Below are 19,198 nucleotides of genomic sequence, written 5' to 3' on the forward strand. Positions count from 1 at the left end.
CTTTATCCGAAAATGGGAGGGCTGACTCAGGAAAACGAGTGGCAATCCGTGCGCCAAACGTCGCAATACCTCCCCTTCCCACCGGCTTCGTCAACATCAAGCGCCAGGATGATCCCCTAGCAATCGCAGCAGATAACCGAGACCAAGCTCTTTCCGATCCTTGAGCAGGATACCGCCACCATGGGCCTGCATCCCGGGGACCTCAGGTGCCAGCCAGGCGAGCGGATGGCACCTGACCGTCAGCCCTGCGGGGAGGTGCAGCTCACCGCCCGCCTCGGTTCCTTCCATGAAGAGCGCCACCTCCTGCCCTCCGGCCTCGTTCTCATGGAGGATGGCCACCGCCACCCGCTCGTCTTCGAGCCAGGGGGCCAGCGCACCCTTGAGGCCGTCCGGCAGGTGCGGCGGGCGATCCAGCCGCCAATGATCCAGTTCAGCGGGTTGGCGTGCCGACCCGGGCCGCCGACCGCAATGATGCATGCCGAGCTTGGCCATCACCCGGCCGGAGGCCAGATTGCCCGGCATGTGGCGGGCGGTCAGGGCGGGCAGGCGCAACTGCTCGAAGGCAAAGGCCCTGACCAGCTGCGCCGCCCGGGTGGCCAGCCCCCGATTCTGCCAGGGCACACCCACCCACCAGGCCAGCTCGCCGTGCCAGTGCAGGGAGATGACCCCGAGCAGAGGGGCCGGCTCATCACGGGTGGGCAAGGTCAGGGCCCAGGTCCGCCCCAGCCCGAGGGCGGCCTTGCGCCCGCTCATGGCGAGCCAGTCGCGGGCCGCCTCCAGCGGATAAGGATGGGGGATGTTGAGGGTGTAGCGGGCAAGCGCCTCATCCGAGCAATAACGCACTATGTCGGCCTCATCCTCCGCCCGCAGTGGTCGCAGCACCAAGCAAGAGACTGGTTCGGACGATGGCTCATGCAATGTGGGGATGTACAGGCGCCGGGCAAGCAGTCGCTGCAGTACATCAGCCAGCTCGTCGTCCGCGCTCAGTCGCAGATCCGCGCCATTGGGCCCCAGGGTGAGCAGGCCGCTCTCCTTGGCCAGGGTCAGGAGGACGCTGGAGGCAGAGATCAGGATCTGGCGGCTCGGGTCCACCGTCATGAGGGGAGATTCATCCTCCCCAAGCCAGGCGGAGAGCAGGCCGCTGGCCGAGAGGATGCCGTCGGGCGGGCAGCAGGCCCAAGGCGCAGGAGTCACTGCCGGCTGCTCGCTACCCCTGCCGCGCAGCAACTGCCAACGGTTGCCCTGCTCCTGCCACGCCTGCAGCGCACCCTGCAAACGAGGCTGCCAGAGCGCCTCTTCTATCAACAGTTCCATGCTTCCCCCTGCGACCGCCGAACGGCGCAGCATAACCGGCTGCTAATGGTTTGTTAAACCATATCTTTAGCATGGTTAAACGGCATACCCCATGAAAAAATGCCATATGGCCAGCTTGATGGCGGTCACATTAATGCCCTTCTGCCCTTCCTATCATGCCCCCATCTCGCTGCGGCCGGCGCCGCGCGTGAATGACAACGCATAACAAGAGAACACACTATGCAGCAAACCAGCCCACTCAAAACGGTGTTAGTCAGTACCCTGGCGACCGCCCTGCTGATCTTCGTGGCCCAGTACCTCATCGGGAAACAGGAGATCAGGATAGGCATCGCCATCATCCCCATACTGCCCATGCTCTTTGCCGTCATCATCGGCATGATCGTCTCCGCCAAGCCCGTCAAGGATCGCATCCCCGGCTGGAAGCGCCACTTTGGCGATAAGGAAGAGGGCTTCTGCGGCAAGATGGTGGGCTTCAGCCTGCTGATCCTGGGTACCCAGTATGCGGGCATGATCATCCCCAACCTCAAGATGATCCTGAGCGTCGGCGTGCCGCTCTTCCTGCAGGAGATAGGCAACCTCCTGCCCATCCTCATCGCCATCCCGCTGGCGGTGAAGTTCGGCTTCGGTCGCCGCGCCATCGGGGCCTGCTCCTCCATCAGCCGTGAACCCTCGGTCGCGGTGATCCAGGGCAGATTCGGCACCGGATCCCAGGAGTACATAGGCGTGCTCGCCATCTACCTGTGCGGCTCCGTCATCGGCACCCTCTGGTTCAGCGTGCTCGGCAGCATAGCGCCCCTCACAGGTCTGCATCCGCTGGCCCTGGCCGCCGGTTCCGGCGTGGGCTCAGGCTCCATGCTGAGCGCCGCCTCCGGTGCCCTGATCAACGGCCTCGACGAGGCACTGGCCCAGCAGGTGCTGAGCATAGCCGCCGCCTCCAACCTGCTCTCGTCGGCCCTGGGTGCCCTCTCCCTCACCTATCTGGGGCTGCCCCTTGCCGAGAAGATCTATGCCCTGACTGACAAAGGAGCGAAAGCATGAAAAGCATCGTGATGGATATGCGCTTCGTCTTCCTGGCGATCCTGCTGGCCATGTTCACCCAGACCCTGACCACAGGCACCCCGCTCTGGCTCATGGGTGACAGCTTCATCGCCATGTCCCTGGTGGTGTTCGCCTCCCTGGTGGCCAAGCGCTACCTGCCCTCGTCCCTGCCAGCCTTTGCCTATGCCACCATCATCGGCATCCTCATCTGCCTGCCCGAGACGCCGGTGCGCGGCCTCTTCATCGATGCCGTGGCCAAAATCTCCTTCCTCTCCTGCTGCGTGCCGCTCTTGGCCTTCGCCGGCCTCTCGGTGGGCGGTCAGCTGGAGGAGCTCAAGAAGATGTCGTGGAAGGTGATCCTCATCTTCATGATCGTCTCCACCTGCTGCTTCTTCGGCGCCTCCCTGGTTGCCCAGCTCGGTTTCTCCATTCAAGGGATCATCTAATGAACCACTACCATATCGAACCTGACCTGTTGGCTCTGCGCGGTTTCAGCCACGAGGTGCGCCACCACCTGCACCGCATCCCGGAATACTCCGGGGCCGAGTTCAAGACCTCCGCCTACTGCCGGGGATTGATGGAAGAGTTCGGCTACAGGATCACCGACTACCCGGGCTTCACTGGTTTTCACGGGGATCTGCACATAGACCCCAGCCTGCCCACCATAGCGTTTCGCGCCGACATGGATGGCCTGGAGATGCATGACATGAGCGAGGTGGCGTTCAAGTCCACCCATGAGGGGATGGCCCACAACTGCGGCCATGACTCCCACATGGCGATCGCCCTGACCACGGCGAAATTCCTGGCAGGTCACCGGGAGCGGCTGCGCTACAACGTTCGCGTCATCTTCCAGATGGCGGAGGAGGACATGCGGGTGCCGGGGGCCGAGAAGATGGTGGAGCTCGGCTGCATGAAGGGGGTGGACGAAGTCTATGCCCTGCATAACGACGGCGCCATGGAAACGGGCACCATCAAATTCAACAGCGGCGTGATGTCCTCCTGGGGCTCGGCCTGGACCCTGGATGTGCACGGCATCTCCGCCCACGGCTCCACCCCCCACAAGGGGTTGGATGCCATCCGCGAGGCGGTGCGGATCATAGAGGACATGGACTACATCGTCGCCAAGCGTACCAGCCCGTTCAGCCCGGCGGTGTTCGGCTGCGGCATGATCAACGGCGGCACCATTCCCAACGCGGTGGCCGACCATGTGCAGGCCCGTGGCACCATACGTGCCATGGACGCCGAGACCGACCAGATCCTGAAAAACAGCTTCAGGGACATCATCGCCCAGAGCGAGCTGCGCGGCTTCAAGACCAGCATGGTCCATGCCGGCTACCCGGCGGTGGAGAACCACGCCGGGGCCTGTGCCCGTCTGCAACAAGCCGCCGCAGACGTACTGCCGGCCGAGGGTATCAATGCACAGGGTCAACCCATGACCGGCAGCGAAGACTTCAGCTACATGATCAACGCCACACCGGATCGCAAGGGGGCCATGTTCTTCCTCGGCAGCGGCAATCAGGCCAAGGGGATCTGCAACTACCTGCACGCCAATCCCTATTACCTGGACGATGACTGCCTGTTAATCGGCGCCCAGATCTTTGTCAATCTGGCGACCAGACGCACCTGACGGGCAAGGGGGAGCTGCAATTACTCACATCATGCATCCCCCAACTATCTGGCAGGTGGGCCGCGGAGGCCCGCCTGCTGACCCGCACCCTCAACAGCAAGGAGGCGGTGGGTATAAGGCAAGATCGATGGATGCACTGCCAGCGTACAACCTGTCGCACAGCCAGATGGTGAAGATGGCGGCGAGCCTGAAGAGAGACACGACGAGTCAGCTGAGTTTTCATATGGCGTCGGCGTTCCTCATCCATGACGGTGCTGCATGCCGTATGTGTCAGCGGGCAATCTCCCAAGGCGGGGAGCGGACCTTGAGCCACAAGCGAGGTTGTTTGTTCTGCCCATCAGAAGAGAGCGATATTGGCCGTGCAGTGTGAAGGCAAGGTCACAGAAGGAGAATATGAAAAAAGCGAATAAAAAAATGCCAGTCAAACTTAACTGACTGGCATTACGCCGTGGCGTCTTTGGGGCTGGTGTCAGGCTGCGACAATCCCTGACAACATACCCGTTTATTTCACCGCATCGAAGGTCAGCAGCGTCGCCTGCTCGGCACTCTTCAGCACCAGCTGTTTGCCGCTTATCTGGAAGCTTGCCACCTTCTCCAGCGCCTGCAGGTAGTTCATCTCCTTGCCGGCCAGATCCCCTGTACACATCATGCGAGTCGCCCCCATGGGGCCCAGAGCCAGAATACCGTCCCCCTGCTCTGTGATGCCGCCAAAGTAGCGGTTGCAGCCGCCCTTGCCTGCCACCTTGTCGCCGGCGACCTGCAGGGTGAAGGTATCACCGCTCGCCCCTTGCAACTGCCAGGTCGATGCTTGCAGCTCTGCCAGGGTAGAACCCGTTGCCATGGCGCAGCCTCCCAGGGCCAGCGCAGCCAGCAGGGTCAGTTTCTTGTTCATGAGTTCACCTCGTGATGGAGAAAGTCGTGAAGACACAGAGTGAGGGGCCTGTTTATCATGACTCTGGCGCCCATCAAAACTCTTTTATTGTGATCGGGGTTCCCTTTACTCCCTGCTGGCATGTGCCATGCTTGTAGTCCTGTTCCGGACCCAGGGAGGGGAAACGAATGGTCAAGTCTCTCGTCATCGCACTCGCATTCGGTCTCACTTTTTCGGCCCAGGCCGCCGACTGGGATTTCCTCAAAAACGAAGCCGACAGCCAGCTCTACGTGAAAAGCTATTCCGGCGTACTGCTCGGCAACCAGGCCCATACGGGCGACAATTTCGATATCTGGCTCATCAACACCGGCTACCAATATCCGGTAGAGGATGATATTAGCCTCTACATGGAGGCCGGACCAGCGGTGGGCAGCCACAGCGAGCAGGCCGGCTTCAATATCAGCTCGGGGGTGCGCTACCGCCTCTCCCCCTCACTGAACATCGGCAGCCAACTCAAACAGCTGGAGATGAGCAAGCCCAGCACCCTGGTGGAGCTCAACAGCAGCCTGCTGGTGACACCGCAGTTGGCCATCACCGCCAACTACGGCCTCAGTGCCTTCAGCACCGAGCAGTTCCTCACCCTGGGGGTAGGTTTCAACTTCTGAGGGATCAGAGGAGCCTGGCGCCACTGACCAGCACGCCATTGAGATCGGCGTAGACATAATCCCCCGGCGCTATGCTGACCCCGGCAAAGGACAGCACCACATCCAGCTCGCCCTGTCCGCGTTTCTCGGTTTTGACCGGACAGGCCGCCAGCGCCTTGACTCCCAGCGCCAGCGTCGCCAAGGTGCCCACATCTCGCACGGCGCCGTAGATCAGGATCCCTTCCCATCCCTGCTCCACCGCCTTGATGGCCAGTTGGTCCCCCAGCAGCGCCCGGCGCAGGGAGCCACCGCCGTCGATCACCATCACCTTGCCATGACCGGGGCTCGCCACCAGCTCCCGCACTAGGCTGTTGTCCTCGAAGCAGGAGAGAGTGACCGCCTCGCCATAAAACAGCGGCTTGCCGCCATAATCGTGAAACAGCGGCTCAGCCACCTGCAGGGCATCGCCATGTTGATCGCAAAGGTCGGGCAGTAGATCCAGCATGGTCAGCATCCTTCCATGGAGTGAATGAGTCCGCTCATTCTTTCATCATGTGGACAGGCTGACAATCCAGCGGGCAACCGACATACCCGGATGGTGTGGCTCCCGTCCAGCCTCTCATCATGCGAAAGCTCTGAGCATCCAGCGGGAAGTCAGTCTGCCAAGATGGCATGGCGCCCCCTTCAGCAGGACGGGCACCAGCCAGAGCTCCCCCTCTACCACCCAGTAGAAGGCATTCTGCCCGAAGCGGGCGGCCAGTCGGATGGCCTCGCCCTGAGGAATGTGCAGCAACAGGGATGCCTCCTGCCAGCACTCATCCGGATCGCTGCCCCACACGGGCCCCATCACCAGGGTATCGGCAAGGTGGCGTGACAGGGCGCGTTGACGCCGGGCGTTGCGGCGCATCCCCACCTGCTGGCTGGCCGGATTCCAGGCCGTGACGATGGCATAGGCAGCCCAGACTGGCGGTGCGAAGGGGGCAATAAAACACACATTTCTGTAGTTTTCCCACAAAGTCATGTCAACCACATGTTACATCCCATTACATTTCTTAAGGGCGAAAAAGCAGGCCAGCCCACGTATGATGCAGCGAACCTCGGGATTGACTTATATCAAACCTGAGTTAAAAAGTTGCTATCTGACGGCAAAGAGTGTTGTTATGCGCCTGTTAACTGATAAAATGCAGCAACTTTTGTAATGGACTACCTTTCCAGGCTTCTCTCGATCAGACTTGTTGAGAGCCTATGTGCGGCACAGGGATGTTTGCCAACATAGATACCAAATTCGCGATGATTCGACCTGACATTCATACCCAGGATGACGTAATAAATTTTCAGGACCGGTCGGATAACGCCAAAGAGTGTTAAAATTTCGATAATTAACTGATAAGAATCTGGGAATACTCATGCAAACACCACATATTCTGATCGTCGAAGACGAGCTGGTCACCCGCAACACCCTCAAGAGCATCTTCGAGGCCGAAGGCTACATAGTGCTGGAAGCCAACAATGGCGACGAGATGCATCAAGCCCTGACCAGCCACACCATCAACCTGGTGATCATGGACATCAACCTGCCGGGCAAGAATGGCCTGCTGCTGGCACGCGAGCTGCGTGAAGATGACAACATCGCCCTGATGTTCCTGACCGGCCGTGACAACGAAGTGGACAAGATCCTGGGGCTGGAGATAGGCGCCGATGACTACATCACCAAGCCGTTCAATCCCCGCGAGCTGACCATACGTGCCCGCAACCTGCTGAGCCGCACCATGAACGTGACCGCCGGTGGCGAAGAGAAGAAGCTGGTGGAGCGTTACCTGTTCAATGGCTGGGCGCTGGACATCAACAGCCGTGCACTGGTCAGCCCGGCAGGCGACATGTTCAAGCTGCCCCGCTCCGAGTTCCGCGCCATGCTGCATTTCTGTGAAAACCCGGGCCAGATCCAGACCCGTGCCGAACTGCTCAAGAAGATGACAGGCCGTGAGCTCAAGCCCCACGATCGTACCGTGGATGTCACCATCCGCCGCATTCGCAAGCACTTCGAGAGCGTGGGCGACACCCCGGAGATCATCGCCACCATTCATGGCGAAGGCTACCGCTTCTGTGGCGAGCTGGAGCAGGAATAATCCCTGCCCGGTGAAGCGAGAGGCGCCTGTGGGCGCCTCTTCTGCTTGTGGCTGGTGCAAGTCGCCTGTCCGCCAAAACAAAAAGCCCACTCAGTCGAGTGGGCTTTTTGCATGAAAACTGGAGCGGGCAGCGGGAATCGAACCCGCATCATCAGCTTGGAAGGCTGAGGTAATAGCCATTATACGATGCCCGCAAGGCATCAGGAACGCAGCATATACAAGGTATGGAATCAGCGTCTGAAGAGACGTGCCAGAAGTAGGCAACAACGAGACGGGACAGATACCTGGTATCAGAATGTGGAGCGGGTGATGGGAATCGAACCCACGTATGCAGCTTGGGAAGCTACCGTTCTACCATTGAACTACACCCGCGTCAGTGGCCTCTACTATATGCATTTTGCTGGCGAGCGCAATCACCGCCTTCGTATTTTTTGCCATAAATCAAGCTGTTCGGCCAACTATTGAGCATGCAGCTGCTTTTTCAAACAAAGACGTTCACACTCCCGGATCTGCGAGGTTGCCAAGCCGTGGGGGCGACGATAGTCTTGCGCCACTCGACCGAGGAGGGTGGTAATGGACAAGAACAAGCAGAAACATCTCTATGGCTGGTTGCGCAAACAATCGGGCCATGGCCGGCGCTGGATCGGTCTTTCCATCGGTCTGGGCATGGGTCAGGGCATACTGATGGTGATGCAGGCCTGGCTGCTGGCCACCCTGCTCCACGGCTTCATCATCGAAGGCACCACGCCCGAGCAGTCCATTCCCCTCTTTATTGCCCTGCTGCTGGTGACCCTGACCAAGGCTGCACTGGCTTATGGCCGGGAGGTGGCGAGCTTCAGGGCGGGCAGTGCGGTGCGCCAGGCCATCCGCGAGCTGGTGCTCACCCGCCTCGCCCGCCTCGGGCCAGCTTATATCCAGCGCCGCCCCGCCGGCAGTTGGGCCAGCCTGCTGCTCGAGCAGATCGAAGAGATGCAGGAGTTCTTCTCCCGCTATCTGCCCCAGATGGCCATAGCCGTCTTCATCCCCCTGGTGATCCTGGTGGCCGTGTTCCCGGTCAACTGGGCCGCTGGCATCATCTTGCTCGGCACCGCGCCCCTCATCCCGCTCTTCATGATCCTGGTGGGCGTCGGCGCCGCCGATGCCAACCGCCGCAACTTCCAGTCCCTGGCGCGGCTCTCCGGCCACTTCCTCGACAGACTCAAGGGCTTGCGTACCCTGCAGCTCTTCATGCGTACCCAGGCGGAGGGTGAAGCCATTCGCGACGCCTCGGAAGATTTTCGGGAGCGCACCATGGAGGTGCTGCGGCTCGCCTTCCTGAGCACGGCCGTGCTGGAGTTCTTCGCCGCCATCGCGGTGGCCCTGGTGGCGGTCTACTTCGGCTTCTCTTACATAGATCACCTCAATTTCGGTAACTATGGCGCCAAGGTAACGCTCTTTACCGGCTTGTTCGTGCTATTTCTCGCTCCCGAGTTTTACGCGCCGCTGCGGGAACTCGGCGCCCACTACCACGCCAAGGCGCAGGCCATAGGCGCCGCCGAGCAGCTGCTGGAGTTTCTCGAGGCCGAAGTCAGCGAACCGGCTTCAGGGAGTGCCCCCTTCCAGGCCGATGGCCCCATCAGGGTGGAGGCCCGCGCCCTGGAGGTGCTGAGCGCCGAGGGCAAGGTGCTGATCGGCCCCATCGATTTCACCCTTGAGGCAGGCACGCGCACTGCCCTGGTCGGGATCAGCGGGGCCGGCAAGAGCTCCCTGGTCAACGCCTTGCTCGGCTTTGCCCCCTATCGCGGTTCGCTCCGTGTCAACGGCCAGGAACTCGCCGAGCTGGACATGAGCCAGTGGCGGCTGCAACTGGGCTGGCTCTCCCAGAACCCCCAGCTGTTCCACGCCTCCCTGAGAGACAACCTGCTGCTGGCCAGGCCCACGGCCAGCGACGCCGAGCTGGAAGCCGCCCTGGTGCGGGCCCAGGCCTGGGAATTTGCCAGGGAGAAGGGATTCGACTATCCGGTCGGAGATCAGGCCGGTGGCCTCTCCGTCGGTCAGGCCCAGCGCCTCGCCCTGGCCCGCACCCTGCTCAAGTCCACCCAGTTGATGGTGCTGGATGAACCCACTGCCAGCCTGGATCGCCACTCCGAACGCGCCATCATGAGCACGCTCGAAGACGCTGCGAAAGGCAAGACTCTGCTGATGATCACCCACCGCCTCGATCAGCTCAGCCAGATGGACAACATACTGGTGCTGGAGCGCGGCCAGCTGGTGGAGCAAGGCCACTTCGCGCAACTCTGCCAGGCACAGGGGCCCTTCGCCCGTCTGCTGTCCCAACGTTCAGGGGATTCTCTCGATGACTGATCTACTGCCGTTCCTGCGTCTCTACCGCCAGCACTGGCTCAGCCTCTCCCTCGGCCTGCTGCTGGCCCTGGTCACCCTGGTGGCCGGGATGGGGCTGCTTTCTCTTTCAGGCTGGTTCCTCTCCGCCGCCGCCGTGGCGGGGCTGGCGGTCGCCACCCGGGATACCTTCAACTACATGACCCCGGCCGGCGGCGTGCGCTTCTTCTCCATAGTGCGTACCGCCAGCCGCTGGGGTGAGCGAGTAGTGAGCCACGACGCCACCTTCCGGGTGCTCACCCGGTTGCGGGTCTGGTTCTGGCAAAGACTCTCCCCCCTCTCCCCCGGAACCCTGGCCGGTTTTCGTCAGGCGGATCTGCTCAACCGTCTGGTGGCCGACATCGACGCCATGGATCACGTCTACCTGCGCCTCGTCACTCCCATAGGAGCGGCTCTGCTCAGCTGTGCCGGGCTGGTATTCTTCCTCTCCTTCTTCGACAGCCGCCTGGCGCTGACCCTGGGGGCCATACTGCTCTTTGGCATGCTGGCTCTGCCGCTGGTGTTCTATTTCGCCGGCCGGGCCCCCGGTCGTCGACTCATCGCCGAGAAATCCACCATGCGCACCCGCATGGTGGATTATCTGGACGGCCATGCCGAGCTGCAGATGTTCGCCGCCGCCCCCAAGGCGCTGGCCGAGCTGCAACAGGCCGAGCAGGCCCTGATCCAGGCCCAGGCCCGCATGGCCAGGGTGAGCGGCCTCGCCAGCTTCTCGGTCCAGCTGCTCAGCGGCTGGACCCTGACCCTGATGCTGTGGCTCGCTGGTCACGGCGTCGGTGGTGGCACCCCGGATCCCATCACGGCGCTCATGGTGTTCGCCACCCTGGCAAGCTTCGAGGCGCTGCTGCCCCTGGCGGGTGCCTTCCAGCACCTCTCCACCAGCCTCACCTCGGCCCGTCGCCTCAACGAGATACTGCAGGAGGCCAAGGCACCAGAGTGGGGAGAGGAGCAAGCGCCTGCGACTCAAGGCACCTTGCAGATACGGGACCTCCATTTTGCCTATCCCGGCCAGGATGCTCCTGTGCTGCGAGGCTGCACCCTGCAACTGAACCCCGGCGAGAAGCTGGCGCTGCTGGGGCAGACTGGTTGTGGCAAGTCCACCCTGATGGGGCTGCTGACCCGGGAGTGGACGGCGCAGAGCGGCGAGATACTGCTAGATGGCAAGCCGTTGACCGCGTATGGCGAAGGGGCCCTGCGCGCCTCCTGCTCGGTGGTGAGCCAGCGGGTGCATCTGTTTGCCGATACCTTGCGCGGCAACCTCAAGCTGGCCGCCCCCGACGCCAGCGACGAGCGGCTGACCGAGGTTCTCACCCAGGTGGGTCTCGCCACCCTGCTGGCAGACGAAGATGAAGAGGCCGAGAGCGGACTGGACGCCTGGCTCGGGGATGGCGGTCGCCCCCTCTCCGGCGGCGAGCGCCGCCGCATCGGCATAGCCCGCGCCCTGCTGCACGACGCCCCGCTCTGGCTGCTGGATGAGCCGACCGAAGGCCTCGACAGCCAGACCGAGCGGGAGATCATGGCCCTGCTGCTCAAGCTGGGAGCGAAGCGCTCCCTGCTGCTCATCTCCCACCGCCTGCTGGGGCTGGAGCAGATGGACAGGGTAGCCCTGATGGAAGAGGGCAAGATCCGCCTCTGCGCACCGCACCAGGAGTTGCTGGAAGATGACTACTACCGCAGCCTGCACCAGCGGCTGGCTCCCGCCTGATGACAGCCAATGAACAAGGGGCAGGGATCTGCCCCTTGTCTTGTTGATAGTGCCAAGATCCCCGTCACAGCTCGCCTCCCGGGCGAAAAATGGGGCTGGTCGCAGGCAGCGACTGACCCCTATAATGGCCCCCTCACTGTTCAACAAGACCTCGACATGAAACGCCTGATCCTGATGATGCCCCTGATTGCCTCCGGTTGTGCCGACTTCGCCTTCAACAGCAATCTGGACAAGGAAAACTTCGACGAGTATTTCAAGCCGGGCGGCGTCCGGATCTATGAGCAGAACCAGCTCGCCGACCTCAATTACCTCTACCTCGGCACCGTCGAGGGTGAGTCCTGCCAGGCCGATGCCAATCAGGCGGTGCCCAATGCCGGCGAAGCCCGCACCCTGGCCCGCCGCCGCGTGGCCGACATGGGCGGCAACGGCGTCAGCTTCGACAAGTGCGCCGAGTTCAGCGATGTGCCGGGCTGCCTGAAGCAGGTGATCTGCTACGGTCAGGCGCTGAAAGTGGCCGAAGAGAAGTAAGGTCTCGGCATGGCACTCGCCATCGTCCGCCTCGGCAGCCCCCGTCTCCCCGATGAGGGACTGCGCATCGGCACAGTGCGCCGCCCGCCTCGCGGCGTGCCCAAGAGCGATTTTGCCAGCCAGGATTGGTACGACGTCTGGTTCCCCAACCTGGCCCCCTGCGCCGAGACCATGAAGCTCGGTCAGGCCGCCGAGACCCCGGCCCAGTGGGCCGCCTTCTGCAAGCAGTACAAGGCCGAGATGGCAAGCCCAGCTGCCCGCCACGATCTGGCGCTGCTGGCAGCCCTCTCCCACACCACTAACCTGTCAGTGGGCTGCTACTGCGAGCAGGAGTTCCGCTGTCATCGCGCCATCCTGCGCGAGCTGCTGATCGCCGCCGGCGCCGCCATGCGCACCGAGTAGCGGCGCTCACACTAGACAGAAAAGGGCATCTCTCGATGCCCTTTTGCTTTGCTGCGGCACTTGCCGGCCACGCTACCGGACAAGCTGACGCAGCCGCGTCTCCTGCTCGGCTGTGATGCCGGCGGCCACCGCAGCGTCCGGCGCGCCGGCCAGCCACTCGGCCACATCCGCCACCGTCTCCTCCAGCGGCCGAAAGTTGAGGCCCTGCACGATGGCCGCCTCGGCGCTGATGCGGCCATAGCCGGCATACTCGGGCTGCTCATTGGGCAACAGGGTCGGATAGCTCTGCCAGGGTTCGACCCCGGCCGCGATCAGGGCTGGCCAGGGGATCCACTCCGGTTGCAGGGGGGAGGCCAGCATCAGGCGGGCCGCCAGACGCTCAACCCAGTCCACCAGGGCGATGCCGGGCTTGACGAGGTTGAAGCAGCCCTCCAGTCGCTGCTCGGCGGCCCGCAGCACGAACTCGGCGCAGTCGCGCACGTCCAGGTATTGCAGCCTGTCCTGCCCCTCCCCCGGCAGCAGCCAGGATCCGCCTTGCTGCACCCGTTGCACCCACCAGGCCAGACGACCGGTCGGGTCGAAGGGGCCGCACAGCACGCCGGGGCGCAGTATGCAGAGCCGCTCCCCCCAGCGGGTCCGATACTCTGCCTCGCACAAGACCTTGAGCGGACCGTAGCCGCTGGCTGACTCGCCGGGGGCCACCTGGTGCAGCGGCGCCGACTCGTCCATCTCGGGCCGGGCGAAGTCCCGATAGACGCTGATGGTGGAGATGAAGATGAGGCGCTCACAACGCCCGAGCAGGGCCGTCGATAGGCTGGCCGCCTGCGCTGGGTCATAGCAGCAGGTGTCTATGGCCAGATCCCAGTGCAGTCCCTCCCCCAGCAAGGGATCCAGGCTCTGATCCCTGTCCCCCTGCAGTTGGGTCAGCTCGCGCCAGTCAGGGTGCTGGCGGTGACCCCGATTGTACAGCGTCACCTCATGACCCCAATCCAGGGCCAGCGAGGTGAGGTGGCGGCCCAAAAAACCGGTGCCGCCGATAATCAGCAGTTTCATCCCTGTCTCTCCTGTGCGCCGCGGTGCCATGACCCCGGCCAATCCCTGTTCTTCCCCCACCCTACGCAAGTTGACGCTAGGACACAGCCTCGGATGCCGCGCTCTGCGACCGGGATCACAGGGGGCCACGACTGTGGCGACGCCTGCGTTTTCGGTCCGCCTGTGCTACATTGCCGGGGTTTTCAGCCAGGATCCGCCATGAAGTTCGACATCGACACACTCGGGATCATCCGCTCTCCCTACAAGGAGAAGTTCGCCATCCCCCGCCAGCCCGGCCTGGTCAAATCGGCCCGCGCCCGCCTGGAGCTGCTGCCTCCCTACGATCAGCCGGACGTGCTGCGCGGCATAGAGCAGTTTTCCCACCTCTGGCTCAGCTTCGTGTTTCACCAGACCATGGCCCAGGGCTGGCACCCGACGGTGCGTCCGCCGCGCCTTGGCGGCAACGAGCGGGTCGGGGTCTTTGCCACCCGCTCCACCTTCCGCCCCAACCCGCTCGGCCTCTCCGTGGTCGAACTGCACGGGGTGGGCCGTGAGCGTGGCAAGCTGTGGCTCGACCTCGGCGCCGTGGATCTGCTGGACGGCACCCCTGTGGTCGACATCAAGCCCTACATTCCCTATGCCGACAGCCTGCCCCACGCCCGGGGCGGCTTCGCCCCCGAGGCTCCAACCCCGCCATTGATGGTGAGCTTCACCCCCGAGGCGGAGCTGCAGCTCATGCCCTGGCTCAAGGCCCACCCCGAGCTGCGCCAGCTGGTGAGCGAGGTGCTGGCCCAGGATCCCCGTCCCGCCTACAAGAAGGGCAAACCGGACGACAAGGAGTACGGTGTCAGGCTGTTCGACCTCAATGTGCGTTTTCACATCAGCGAGCCCGACTGCCTAGTGTCGGCCATAGAGCCCGCCTGATCTTCACCGGCCCCGGCCAATAAAAAAACCACCCGCTCGGGTGGTTTTTTGCTGCCACCGCCGGATGGCGGTACTCAGAGGCGTTGCAACAACAGGCTGCCGATGGAATAACCGGCGCCGAAGGAGCAGAGCACACCACGGGCCCCGCTAGGCAGGTCCTGGTTGAACAGGTGGTAGGCGATGATGGAGCCCGCCGAGCTGGTGTTGCCATAGCTGTCGAGGATCACCGGCGCCTCCTGCTGGCTGGCGTCGTGGCCCAGCAGCTTGCGGCCGATGAACTGGTTCATGGTGAGGTTGGCCTGATGGAGCCAGAGACGGTTCAGCTCCCCCGCCTGCCAGCCCTGCTCCCCCAGCTGTTCCTCTATCTGTGTGCACACCAGAGGCAGCACCTCCTTGAACACCTTGCGCCCCTGCTGGCGGAACAGCTTGTCATCCCCGTAGCGGGTGCGCGGACTGAATCGGTTCAGGAAGCCGAAGTTGTTGCGGATGTTGTTGGAGTACTGGGTCACCAGCTTGCTCGCCACCAGTTGCCAGGGGTTGGCCACCTTGCAATCGGCCTCCCGCTCCAGCAGCACGGCTGTGCAGGCGTCGCCAAAGATGAAGTGGCTGTCCCTGTCGCGGAAATTGAGATGCCCCGAGCAGATCTCGGGGTTCACCACCAGGGCCAGTCTGGCGGTCCCGGCCGCCAGCAGATCCGCCGCCGTCTTGATGCCGAAGGTGGCGGAGGAACATGCCACGTTCATGTCAAAGGCCATGCCACTCGCCCCCAGATAGTGCTGCAGCTCGATGGCCAGCGCCGGGTAGGGACGCGGCATGTTGGAGGCCGCCACTATGACCAGATCTATCTCCCCCGGCTCGCGACCGGCGGCGATCAGCGCCTGTTCGGCGGCGGCCACCGCCATCTCCACCATGATGGAGGGCTGGTCATCGGGGCGCTCCGCTAGCAGGGGCTGCATGATGTCCGGATCCAGCACCCCTTCCCTGCTCACCAGATAGCGACTCTTGATGCCGGACGCCTTCTCGATGAACTCGCAGCTCGAATGCTGCTTGGCATCCAGCTGACCAGCGTCGATGGCGGAGGCGTTCTCCTCGTTGTAGAGATCCACAAACTGGTTGAAGGCAGCCACCAGCTCTTCATTGCTGGCGGCAAAGGGTGGGGTATAGAGGCCTGAGCCACTGATTACGATAGAGGTCATCTTTGCTCCTGGCCGGGTGCAATCCCGGCTTGTCTGTTTTTTAGGGTTCAGAGATTCATAGCTGATCGATCGCTCCGGCGAGACCAGCCAGGGTCAGCGGGTGCATACGCCCGCCGATCACGTCATTCATCAACTTGATGGAGGGGTGCCAGAGCCACTCCTGCCTGGGCAGCGGATTGATCCACACCATCTTGGGGAAATGTTGTTGCAGGCGCCCGAGCCACACCTGGCCGGACTCCTCGTTCCACTGCTCCACACTGCCACCGGGCCAGGTGATCTCGTAGGGACCCATCTTGGCGTCACCCACCAGGATCACCCGATAGTCGCTGCCGTAGGTGCGCAGCAGCCGCAAGGTATCAAAACGCTCCTCGGCCCGGCGGGCGTTGTCCTGCCAGACGAAGTCGTAGAGGCAGTTGTGAAAATAGAAGAACACCAGGTGCTTGAACTCGTGGCGCAGCGCCGAGAAGAGCCGCTGCACCTCGGCCACGTGGGCATCCATGGACCCCCCAACATCGAAGAAGACCAGCAGCTTGACCCCGTTGTGGCGCTCGGGTCTGAGCTTCACATCGAGCCAGCCCTGGCGGGCCGTGCTGCTGATGGTGTCGTCGAGATCCAGCTCCGAGGGATTGCCCTTGCGCACCCAACGCCTTAGCTTGCGCAGCGCCAGCTGGATAGCCCGCTGGCCGAGCGGCGAGTCGTCGCTGAAGTTGCGATAGTGGCGCGCCTCCCACACCTTGGTTGCCTTGCCATGCTGGCCTTCTCCCCCCATGCGGATCCCCTCGGGGTGGAAGCCGCCATGGCCGAACGGACTGCTGCCACCGGTACCTACCCACTTGTTGCCGCCGGCGTGGCGCGACTTTTGTTCGCGCAGGCGCTGGTTGAGGGTGTCGAGCAACTTGTCGAGCCCGCCGAGGGATCTGAGCAAGGCTTTCTCCTCAGGGCTCAATAGCCGCTCGAACTCCTGGCGCAACCAGTCATCCGGCAGCGTCTCGGGCAGCAAGGGGATGGCCTCCAGCCCCTGGTAGTACTCGGCGAAGGCGCGATCGAAGCGATCATAGTGAGCCTCGTCCTTCACCAGCAGGCTGCGGGACAAGCGATAGAAGTCGTCCATGTCCACGCTGGCGAGTCCGGCCGCCAGGGCCCCATGGAGATCCAGCAACTCGCGCAGGCTGCAGGGCAGCTTGTGACGGCGCAGGTGAAGGAAGAAGTCGATGAGCATTCAGCCGCCACGACGCGCCAGGAAGGCGAGCTTCTCGAAGAGGTGCAAGTCCTGCTCCGTCTTGAGCAGGGCGCCATAGAGAGCGGGCACCAGCTTGCCAGGCTCCCGGCTGCGCAGCGCCTCGGGGGCGATGTCATCGGCCAGCAGCAGGCGGATCCAGTCCAGCAGCTCCGAGGTGGAGGGCTTCTTGCGCAGCCCCTCCACATTACGCAGCTCGAAGAAGAGATCCATCGCCTCGCCGAGCAGGCCCTCCTTGAGGTTGGGATGGTGCAGCTGGACGATGGCCTGCATCTCGGCCTTGTCGGGGAAGCGGATGTAATGGAAAAAACAGCGGCGCAGGAAGGCGTCCGGCAGCTCTTTCTCGTTGTTGGAGGTGATGATGACCACCGGACGCTGGCGCGCCTTGATGCGCTCGCCGGTTTCGTAGACATCGAACTCCATCCGATCCAGTTCCAGCAACAGATCGTTAGGAAACTCGATGTCCGCCTTGTCGATTTCGTCGATCAGCAGTACCGGCCTCTGCGAGGCAGCGAAGGCCTGCCACAACTTGCCGCGGCGGATGTAGTGGTTGATGTCCCCGACCCGCGGATCCCCGAGCTGGGAGTCCCGCAGCCGGGCCACCGCATCGTATTCATAGAGCCCCTGCTGGGCCTTGGTGGTGGACTTGATATGCCAGCTGATGAGGTCGGCACCGAGCGACTCGGCAACCGCCTCGGCCAGCACCGTCTTGCCGGTGCCCGGCTCACCTTTGATCAGCAGCGGCTTCTCCAGCACGATGGCGGCATTGACGGCCATACTCAGTGACTTTGATGCGAGATAGCGATCGCTTCCTGCAAATCCCATGAGATCCATTCCTTTGGTCGCAGGAGAACCCAGGGGCCCTTCGGCGAGAGAGAATAAGTTCTATATGTTGTAATAACATATTGTTATAACGATTCGTCACTTCTCATTCAGAAACCACAGGGTAATCTTGTTTCATCGCCTTAACAAACACAGGGATAGCACCATGAGCAAAATTTTTGAGGACAACAGCCAGACCATAGGCAACACCCCGCTGGTTCGTCTCAACCGTGTTACCAAGGGCCGCGTGCTGGCCAAGATCGAGAGCCGCAACCCGAGCTTCAGCGTCAAGTGCCGGATCGGCGCCAATCTCATCTGGGATGCAGAGAAACGCGGCGTGCTGACCAAGGGCAAGGAGATCATCGAGCCTACCAGCGGTAACACGGGCATTGCCCTGGCGTTCGTGGCTGCGGCCCGTGGCTATCCCATCACCCTGACCATGCCGGCCACCATGAGCCTGGAGCGCCGCAAGCTGCTCAAGGCGCTTGGTGCCAACCTGGTGCTGACCGAAGGCCCGCTGGGCATGAAGGGCGCCATCGCCAAGGCCAACGAGATCCTGGAATCCGAGCCGGGCAAGTATGTGCTGCTGCAGCAGTTCGAAAACCCCGCCAACCCCGAGATCCACGAGCAGACCACTGGCCCCGAGATCTGGGATGCCACCGACGGTGACGTGGATGTGTTTGTGGCAGGCGTCGGCACCGGCGGCACCATCACAGGTGTCTCCCGCTACATCAAGCAGACCAAGGGCAAAGCCATCGTCTCCGTGGCGGTCGAACCCAGCGAATCTCCCGTCATCAGCCAGAAACTGGCGGGCGAAGAGATAAAGCCCGGTCCCCACAAGATCCAGGGCATAGGCGCCGGCTTCATCCCGGGCAACCTGGACCTGGCCCTGCTGGACCGCGTCGAGCAGGTGAGCAGCGAGGAGTCCATCGAGATGGCTCGCCGCCTGATGGAAGAGGAAGGCATTCTGGCGGGGATCAGCTCCGGCGCCGCCGTGGTGGCTGCCGCCCGTTTGGCCGAACTGCCGGAATTTGCGGATAAAACCATCGTCGTCGTGCTGCCGAGTGCTGCCGAGCGTTATCTCTCCAGTGCCCTCTTCGCCGGCGTGTTCAGCGAACAGGAACTGCAACAGTAATTGATCGCATTACACCAAAACAACGGCGCCTCTGGGGGCGCCGTTTTCATTATGCGCTAAACTCAGTAGCCATCAGTGTCAGTCGACCCCTTATTTTTTGGGGTAAAATAACAAACTTGGGTGTGACAAAAAAAGCAGACATTCTGTGATAAATCTCATATCCTGTGCGGCGTCACGAGGTGTTTACCGGCTAGGTATCACAAGGTAACAAAGTGTTATTT

The 19,198-nt window shown here is 62.5% G+C and carries 19 protein-coding genes, 2 tRNA genes and 1 pseudogene; 12 read left to right on the forward strand and 10 right to left on the reverse strand.

Annotated elements, in window-relative coordinates; translation table 11 throughout:
- Positions 1–96 precede the first annotated feature (96 nt).
- Entirely contained in the window at positions 97–1,314 is a 1,218-nt protein-coding gene (locus KW824_RS04445) for a GNAT family N-acetyltransferase (RefSeq protein ID WP_218409021.1), read from the reverse strand.
- A gap of 219 nt (positions 1,315–1,533) precedes the next feature.
- Between KW824_RS04445 and KW824_RS04450 the strand changes: the two genes are divergently transcribed.
- The 4 genes and pseudogenes from KW824_RS04450 to KW824_RS20955 form a co-directional block, all read left to right on the forward strand.
- Entirely contained in the window at positions 1,534–2,352 is an 819-nt protein-coding gene (locus KW824_RS04450) for a DUF3100 domain-containing protein (protein ID WP_218409022.1), read from the forward strand.
- Positions 2,349–2,798 carry a hypothetical protein gene (locus KW824_RS04455; RefSeq protein WP_005325846.1) on the forward strand — a complete coding sequence of 150 codons (450 nt, stop codon included), beginning with the start codon at positions 2,349–2,351 and terminating at the stop codon, positions 2,796–2,798. Before KW824_RS04450 ends, KW824_RS04455 begins: the two co-directional genes overlap by 4 nt.
- The gene (locus KW824_RS04460; RefSeq protein ID WP_218409023.1) at positions 2,798–3,979 is read left to right on the forward strand and encodes a M20 family metallopeptidase; all 1,182 of its coding nucleotides are present in this window, start codon (positions 2,798–2,800) and stop codon (positions 3,977–3,979) included. Before KW824_RS04455 ends, KW824_RS04460 begins: the two co-directional genes overlap by 1 nt.
- Before the next feature lie 86 nt (positions 3,980–4,065).
- A pseudogene (locus KW824_RS20955) lies at positions 4,066–4,410 on the forward strand (IS4 family transposase); the annotation flags it as partial.
- Between the two features lie 71 nt (positions 4,411–4,481).
- Here KW824_RS20955 and KW824_RS04465 read toward each other — a convergent pair.
- Entirely contained in the window at positions 4,482–4,871 is a 390-nt protein-coding gene (locus KW824_RS04465; RefSeq protein WP_005325848.1) for an META domain-containing protein, read from the reverse strand.
- A 167-nt stretch (positions 4,872–5,038) separates the two neighbouring features.
- On the opposite strand from KW824_RS04465, the gene KW824_RS04470 reads away from it, so the two are divergent.
- Positions 5,039–5,515: a hypothetical protein gene (locus KW824_RS04470; RefSeq protein ID WP_218409024.1), complete on the forward strand. Its 477-nt coding sequence runs from the start codon at positions 5,039–5,041 to the stop codon at positions 5,513–5,515.
- A 4-nt stretch (positions 5,516–5,519) separates the two neighbouring features.
- Here the strand turns inward: KW824_RS04470 and KW824_RS04475 are convergent, their stop codons facing one another.
- Together KW824_RS04475 and KW824_RS04480 are read right to left on the reverse strand one after the other, a co-directional pair.
- The gene (locus KW824_RS04475) at positions 5,520–5,999 is read right to left on the reverse strand and encodes a putative 4-hydroxy-4-methyl-2-oxoglutarate aldolase (protein WP_218409025.1); all 480 of its coding nucleotides are present in this window, start codon (positions 5,997–5,999) and stop codon (positions 5,520–5,522) included.
- A gap of 117 nt (positions 6,000–6,116) precedes the next feature.
- Complete coding sequence (locus tag KW824_RS04480) at positions 6,117–6,515, reverse strand: DUF3293 domain-containing protein (protein WP_218409026.1); 399 nt, start codon at positions 6,513–6,515, stop codon at positions 6,117–6,119.
- A 385-nt stretch (positions 6,516–6,900) separates the two neighbouring features.
- Between KW824_RS04480 and arcA the strand changes: the two genes are divergently transcribed.
- Positions 6,901–7,620, forward strand: coding sequence for a two-component system response regulator ArcA (gene arcA / locus KW824_RS04485; RefSeq protein WP_005325853.1), 720 nt, complete (start codon positions 6,901–6,903; stop codon positions 7,618–7,620).
- 119 nt (positions 7,621–7,739) lie between these two features.
- Here arcA and KW824_RS04490 read toward each other — a convergent pair.
- Together KW824_RS04490 and KW824_RS04495 are read right to left on the reverse strand one after the other, a co-directional pair.
- A tRNA-Gly gene (locus KW824_RS04490) sits at positions 7,740–7,814 on the reverse strand.
- A 104-nt stretch (positions 7,815–7,918) separates the two neighbouring features.
- Positions 7,919–7,992: transfer RNA gene (locus KW824_RS04495), tRNA-Gly, on the reverse strand.
- 201 nt (positions 7,993–8,193) lie between these two features.
- On the opposite strand from KW824_RS04495, the gene cydD reads away from it, so the two are divergent.
- From cydD to KW824_RS04515, 4 genes are all read left to right on the forward strand, one after another.
- Positions 8,194–9,963 (forward strand): cysteine/glutathione ABC transporter permease/ATP-binding protein CydD, encoded by a 1,770-nt coding sequence (gene cydD / locus KW824_RS04500; protein ID WP_218409027.1) that lies wholly within the window; start codon positions 8,194–8,196, stop codon positions 9,961–9,963.
- Positions 9,956–11,701: a cysteine/glutathione ABC transporter ATP-binding protein/permease CydC gene (gene cydC, locus KW824_RS04505; protein WP_218409028.1), complete on the forward strand. Its 1,746-nt coding sequence runs from the start codon at positions 9,956–9,958 to the stop codon at positions 11,699–11,701. The genes cydD and cydC overlap by 8 nt, the downstream gene beginning before the upstream one ends.
- Before the next feature lie 156 nt (positions 11,702–11,857).
- Positions 11,858–12,229: an Rcs stress response system protein RcsF gene (gene rcsF / locus KW824_RS04510; protein ID WP_005325859.1), complete on the forward strand. Its 372-nt coding sequence runs from the start codon at positions 11,858–11,860 to the stop codon at positions 12,227–12,229.
- Positions 12,230–12,238: 9 nt separating this feature from the next.
- Positions 12,239–12,631, forward strand: coding sequence for a DUF488 domain-containing protein (locus KW824_RS04515; RefSeq protein ID WP_218409029.1), 393 nt, complete (start codon positions 12,239–12,241; stop codon positions 12,629–12,631).
- A 72-nt stretch (positions 12,632–12,703) separates the two neighbouring features.
- On the opposite strand, the gene KW824_RS04520 is transcribed toward KW824_RS04515, so the two are convergent.
- Entirely contained in the window at positions 12,704–13,684 is a 981-nt protein-coding gene (locus KW824_RS04520) for an NAD-dependent epimerase/dehydratase family protein (protein ID WP_218409030.1), read from the reverse strand.
- Between the two features lie 198 nt (positions 13,685–13,882).
- On the opposite strand from KW824_RS04520, the gene tsaA reads away from it, so the two are divergent.
- Complete coding sequence (tsaA, locus tag KW824_RS04525) at positions 13,883–14,587, forward strand: tRNA (N6-threonylcarbamoyladenosine(37)-N6)-methyltransferase TrmO (RefSeq protein WP_218409031.1); 705 nt, start codon at positions 13,883–13,885, stop codon at positions 14,585–14,587.
- Positions 14,588–14,661: 74 nt separating this feature from the next.
- Here the strand turns inward: tsaA and KW824_RS04530 are convergent, their stop codons facing one another.
- From KW824_RS04530 to KW824_RS04540, 3 genes are read right to left on the reverse strand one after another with little or no spacing between them, the layout of a single operon-like run.
- Entirely contained in the window at positions 14,662–15,783 is a 1,122-nt protein-coding gene (locus tag KW824_RS04530; RefSeq protein ID WP_218409032.1) for a beta-ketoacyl-ACP synthase III, read from the reverse strand.
- A gap of 55 nt (positions 15,784–15,838) precedes the next feature.
- Positions 15,839–17,002 (reverse strand): VWA domain-containing protein, encoded by a 1,164-nt coding sequence (locus KW824_RS04535; protein WP_218409033.1) that lies wholly within the window; start codon positions 17,000–17,002, stop codon positions 15,839–15,841.
- Positions 17,003–17,845: a MoxR family ATPase gene (locus tag KW824_RS04540; RefSeq protein WP_041206183.1), complete on the reverse strand. Its 843-nt coding sequence runs from the start codon at positions 17,843–17,845 to the stop codon at positions 17,003–17,005.
- Positions 17,846–18,008: 163 nt separating this feature from the next.
- Between KW824_RS04540 and cysK the strand changes: the two genes are divergently transcribed.
- Entirely contained in the window at positions 18,009–18,977 is a 969-nt protein-coding gene (gene cysK / locus KW824_RS04545) for a cysteine synthase A (RefSeq protein ID WP_218409034.1), read from the forward strand.
- Positions 18,978–19,198: the final 221 nt, after the last annotated feature.

This window comes from Aeromonas sp. sif0611 (genome assembly GCF_019218845.1).
GTDB lineage: Bacteria > Pseudomonadota > Gammaproteobacteria > Enterobacterales > Aeromonadaceae > Aeromonas > Aeromonas media.